This is a genomic window from bacterium (assembly GCA_040754625.1).
In the GTDB taxonomy this organism is placed as follows: Bacteria; JACRDZ01; JAQUKH01; order JAQUKH01; family JAQUKH01; genus JAQUKH01.
In genome coordinates, this window is sequence record JBFMCF010000100.1 from 1 (window position 1) to 4,431 (window position 4,431).

5 protein-coding genes are annotated in these 4,431 nt (G+C 37.8%); 1 reads left to right on the forward strand and 4 read right to left on the reverse strand.

All coding sequences use genetic code 11. From position 1 onward, the window contains the following. Positions 1–197, forward strand: a 197-nt coding sequence (locus AB1498_09675; protein MEW6088554.1) for an IS1380 family transposase, incomplete at its 5' end; no start/stop codon positions are given. Between the two features lie 198 nt (positions 198–395). Here the strand turns inward: AB1498_09675 and AB1498_09680 are convergent. The 4 genes from AB1498_09680 to AB1498_09695 all read right to left on the reverse strand — a co-directional run bounded on the left by AB1498_09680 (position 396) and on the right by AB1498_09695 (position 4,333). Next, positions 396–650 carry a hypothetical protein gene (locus tag AB1498_09680; GenBank protein ID MEW6088555.1) on the reverse strand — a complete coding sequence of 85 codons (255 nt, stop codon included), beginning with the start codon at positions 648–650 and terminating at the stop codon, positions 396–398. Position 651: 1 nt separating this feature from the next. After that, positions 652–3,429, reverse strand: coding sequence for a type I restriction-modification enzyme R subunit C-terminal domain-containing protein (locus tag AB1498_09685; protein MEW6088556.1), 2,778 nt, complete (start codon positions 3,427–3,429; stop codon positions 652–654). A gap of 101 nt (positions 3,430–3,530) precedes the next feature. Beyond that, a complete protein-coding gene (locus AB1498_09690) occupies positions 3,531–4,085 on the reverse strand; it encodes a hypothetical protein (GenBank protein MEW6088557.1) in 555 nt (184 codons plus the stop codon). Beyond that, the gene (locus tag AB1498_09695; protein MEW6088558.1) at positions 4,019–4,333 is read right to left on the reverse strand and encodes a hypothetical protein; all 315 of its coding nucleotides are present in this window, start codon (positions 4,331–4,333) and stop codon (positions 4,019–4,021) included. The genes AB1498_09690 and AB1498_09695 overlap by 67 nt, the downstream gene beginning before the upstream one ends. Positions 4,334–4,431: the final 98 nt, after the last annotated feature.

Consider the following 4,431-nt stretch of genomic DNA (forward strand, 5'->3'; position numbering starts at 1 on the left):
TGTTGATGCCAAATAAAGAACGAGGGATTGAAATATTGAAGATGGAGTTCCGGCGTTTTCTGTATACACTGGTTTTATTGCCGGCGCAAATAATCAGGACAGGGCGAATGATAGTATATCGATTGCTTGGCTATAATTCATGGCTGAAAGATTTTTTTGCGGCCTGGGAACGAATCCGGAGAATAGCAGTTACATAAAAAGTTTAAGCGATAAGCTGAAAATAAAAGAAATAGAATCTGAAAAGGGGACAGGTGTGTCAATTTTTTATGATTTTGGTCAAAATTAGACTTAAAAAAATATTTTTCCAGTTTAACGAAACAAAAAATAAATTTTATATGGACGAATAGAGCGAAAATAAAGATTTTACATGGCTACCGATTAATTTTAAGTCGCGCTTAAAAAAACTCGCTTGTTTTAGGTCTAGTAACAAAAATATCACCTTCATCAATAAGATATTTTCCCTCATTTTTCACTGGTTTATCACAGTAGGGTACAGTACTCCAATCAAAATCATCTTTTGTTATATCAGTTGTTCGAAGATATTGAGGATTATCGTTTTCATTTTTTATAGATTTAGATGTATACCCATATTGAGGCTTGAAACACAAATTCTCTATTTTTTCTTTTTGCCATTTAGATTTTTCTTCCATCTTACGCCGCCAATTCCATTGTTAACTGTTCAATAATTTTATCAAATTTACTTCCAAAGACTTTTCTGGCTTTTCCAAAACCGCCCATCTGGTTAAAAGGAGTATCTTCAAAATCTTCCATGGTAAGCTCAACGGATTCAGCGATGTGCTCTTTCATTTTTTCAAGCCAGTTTAATTGTTCCTGTGTAAAGGAAACATTCATCGCCCTTTGTTCTGAAAGCCATCTGGAAAAGCGTTTATCCACGGTATCGGAAAAAGGTTCAAGCTCCTTCTCTTTGCCCAGCTCAAACTTTAATAGTGAAACAAAATCAGAAATTTTGTTTCTGCTTAATCCGTGCACTTTTGAAACCTCAAGCTGTTTGTATGCCTGCCATATTTTCAAAGGGGTTAAACTGTATGGCGGAGTTTTTATCTTTTCAGACAGTTCTTTTAATTCATTCCAATGCAGTTTTTTCTTCGCATTATAAAACACCTGCAAGGCATCCAGCTCATTCTTGTTTTTCTCAATAAACGCCCGGAAGGATTTAATAACATCTTTTGCCTTTTCTGCTGCCATCGGGGAATACCCTGCCGTGATAATTTCATCAACTGAAACATCATCGAGTATCTGCTCGGTTTCAGCTTTTAATTCAGGAAGCCGTTCCATAAGCTTCGCATTTCCAATAAATGGTTTTACGGCTTCAAGCATTTTCTTTTCCGCGTACTCATTAAGCTCTTTCCGGGCAGGCGTATATTCAGTTTTTCCTTTTTCTTCCTGCACCGCCTCATAAATTCTATCTTCATCTATTGCCATTATAAAATCATGAGCAAAATCAGATAATAGTTTATTGCCTGTAATTTTTTTTACCTCTGTAATTTGCTCTTCAGTAAGTTTTTTCTGCAATCTCACAAGGCGGCCGGCCATTGAGGATAATTTTTCTTTTGTAGGTTTCCCGTATCTGATTGATTTTAACAGTTTTTCAAAAGAAACAGTTGGTTTTTGCTCCAATGGCGTGGTATCGCTAAGCCCTTCCGCTTCTGTTACGCCAACAGCATCAACAATTACAAACCTTTCCTTTGCAAGCGCGTCCGGAGTGACCGCCATAAAATCATCATTGCGCATAACTCTTACGCCTCTGCCCTTCATCTGTTCAAAATAATTTCTGCTTTTCACGGAACGCATAAAGAATACTATCTCAAGGGGTTTTATATCCGTACCGGTCGCAATCATATCAACAGTTACCGCTATTCTTGGATAAAAATCATTTCTGAACTGCCTGATTAAGTTTTCAGGCTTATCGCCCTCTGTTTTATAAGTGATCTTTACCGCGAAATCATTGCCCTCATCGAACTCCTCTCTTACTATCTGCACAATTTCTTCCGCGTGATTATCATCTTTCGCGTAAATTAAAGTTTTTGGCACATGCTTCCTGCCGGAGAAAATCTCTGTTAATACTTTCTCTTTGAATGTTCTTACAATAGTCCGTATCTGGTCTTTTGAAACAACATCCCTGTCAAGCTGTTCCGGCGCGTACTGGACTTCATCATCAAGCTGTTCCCATCTTTTCTTTCTCGTCCTTTTGTCTCTTTTCTGTACCACTTCACCTTTTGGAATTACAGAACCATCCTTTGTAATCTTTGTCCTTATATCATACACGGTAAAATCAACATTCACATTATCTGTTACTGCTTCCGCATGAGAATATTCCATGACTAGATTTTTGTTAAAGAAAGCTATCGTGCTTTTTGAGGGGGTCGCGGTTAAACCAATAAGAAAAGCATCAAAATAATCAAGCACCTGTTTCCATAAATTATAAATAGAGCGATGGCATTCATCAATTATTATGAAATCAAACATTGAAACAGGGATTAAAGGATTATATTCAACAGGGGCGGGTTCCAGGCTGTAATCATCTTCAAACGCCGATTTCTCTTCGTTTAAAGGATCAAGCTGTTTTTCTCCCTTCAGCATTGAATATATTCTTTGTATTGTGGATATACAAACCCTTGGCACATCATCAATGACATTGCTCTGCAAATGCTGGACATTATAAAGCTCTGTAAACTTCCTGCCGTCTTTAGGAACAATAAAATTCTGGAATTCCTGAAGAGTTTGAAAACCAAGATTGCCTCTATCAACAAGAAAAAGGATTCTTTTTGCATCGGCATTTTTGATAAGCCTGTAACAGATATTTATCGCGGTAAAGGTTTTTCCTGAACCTGTAGCCATTTGAATCAATGCCCTTGGCTTTGACGCTTTAAAAGATTCTTCAAGATTTATAATTGCCTTTGTCTGAACAGGCCATAAATGAGGATTTTCAAGAGCGGGAAATTTTGTCAGCCGTTTACGCAGAGTTTCATTCCCTTTTCTAATCCACTCTTCAATTATTTCAGGATTATGAAAGTAAAAAACTTCTCTGCTTCTCGGCTTGGGATCCCATAAATTTGTAAACCGAGTTTCAGAACCGCTTGATTCGTATACAAAAGGCAGGGGCAAATCCACATAATTGAAGTCTTTCGGGAACCCTTTTGCGTATCTGTTTGACTGAGGCTCTTTGCCTATCAAAGGCTCCCCTTCTTTTTTTGCCTCTATAACACCCGCCGCTCTGCCGTCAACAAAAAGAACATAATCAGCTTCTCCGACTCCCATACCCATCGGGAAATATTCAACCGCAACGCCTTTTGAGGCACAGACATCCGCAGTCTTAAAATTCTGAACAGCCCAGCCTGCTTCTTCCAGCATGGGATTGACTACTTCGTGCCTGGTTTTATCTTCGGGCTTGAAATTTTCGTATAGCATTAATATTATATTTTACTCGTTTTGGCTACAATATTCTATCCATTATTTAAAATAAATGGCAAGGGGAAAATTTGTGAATTTTGTGTGAAGATTTTAATATTCTATTGATAGAATATTATGTTGTCGTAATCCACATCGTCTCCGTCGTTAGCCGGTTCATCAATGATGTTTATTTCTTTAATCGGAGCGTCATTGGATATTATGCCGATAAATATCCTGTAAGGCGCATAATCCATTGAAAGGTTTGTCCTTGCTATTATATTTCCGTTTGAATCCTTAAATTCAAGAACTGGTTTCCCACTGTCTATTACATCCAGGCCTACTGCCCTGACAGGAGAGGAGAATGTAATAACCAAATTATCATGCTGAAAATAAGTTTGCTGGGGGTCAAAAGGAAAATTGCCCACTGAAAGCGATTTATTAATGTTCCAGAAAAGACCTCCGGGCGCGATATAAAAAGGATACCCTTGAGGGTTCGAAAATACAACACCTTTTCCTTCATAATATCTTCCGTTAAAAACAGGGCCGCCGGATGTCGTATTTCCTATACAGGCTAAGGCGTCTTCGAAATCAATAACAGCCGGAAGCCCTAAAGGAACCGCTGCATTTTTAAAGGCATCGGGATTTGTATATATGTTATAATACCCGCTTCCCACTGTGCCTGTCCCCGTGCCGGTATTGGTACCACCCGTATTTCCTCCCGTAGTCCCGCCACCGGTATACGTTCCGCCTGTATTTCCGCCGTCGGTATTTGTATTAGAACTATTGTCCGGCCCCTGCGGCAGATTAATAGCTTATAATAAAAATAATGAATAATAACAAAAGACCATTGGATAGATTTTTTATATTTTTCATGTTTATTCCTCCCCAAAAAATTACGTAATGTCAAAAATCTCTTTGACATTTTATTAAAATTCCTTATCATTATCGATAAAAATCAACTTTTTAAATGCTCCCCCCTGTTTTTAAGAAAATTTTGAGGTATAATAATCATCATATTGT

Coding starts and splice junctions, on each gene's coding strand:
- AB1498_09685 (MEW6088556.1), bottom strand. CDS start 3,429: ATGCTATACGAAAATTTCAAGCCCGAAGATAAAACCAGGCACGAAGTA.
- AB1498_09695 (MEW6088558.1), bottom strand. CDS start 4,333: ATGTCAAAGAGATTTTTGACATTACGTAATTTTTTGGGGAGGAATAAA.
- AB1498_09680 (MEW6088555.1), bottom strand. CDS start 650: ATGGAAGAAAAATCTAAATGGCAAAAAGAAAAAATAGAGAATTTGTGT.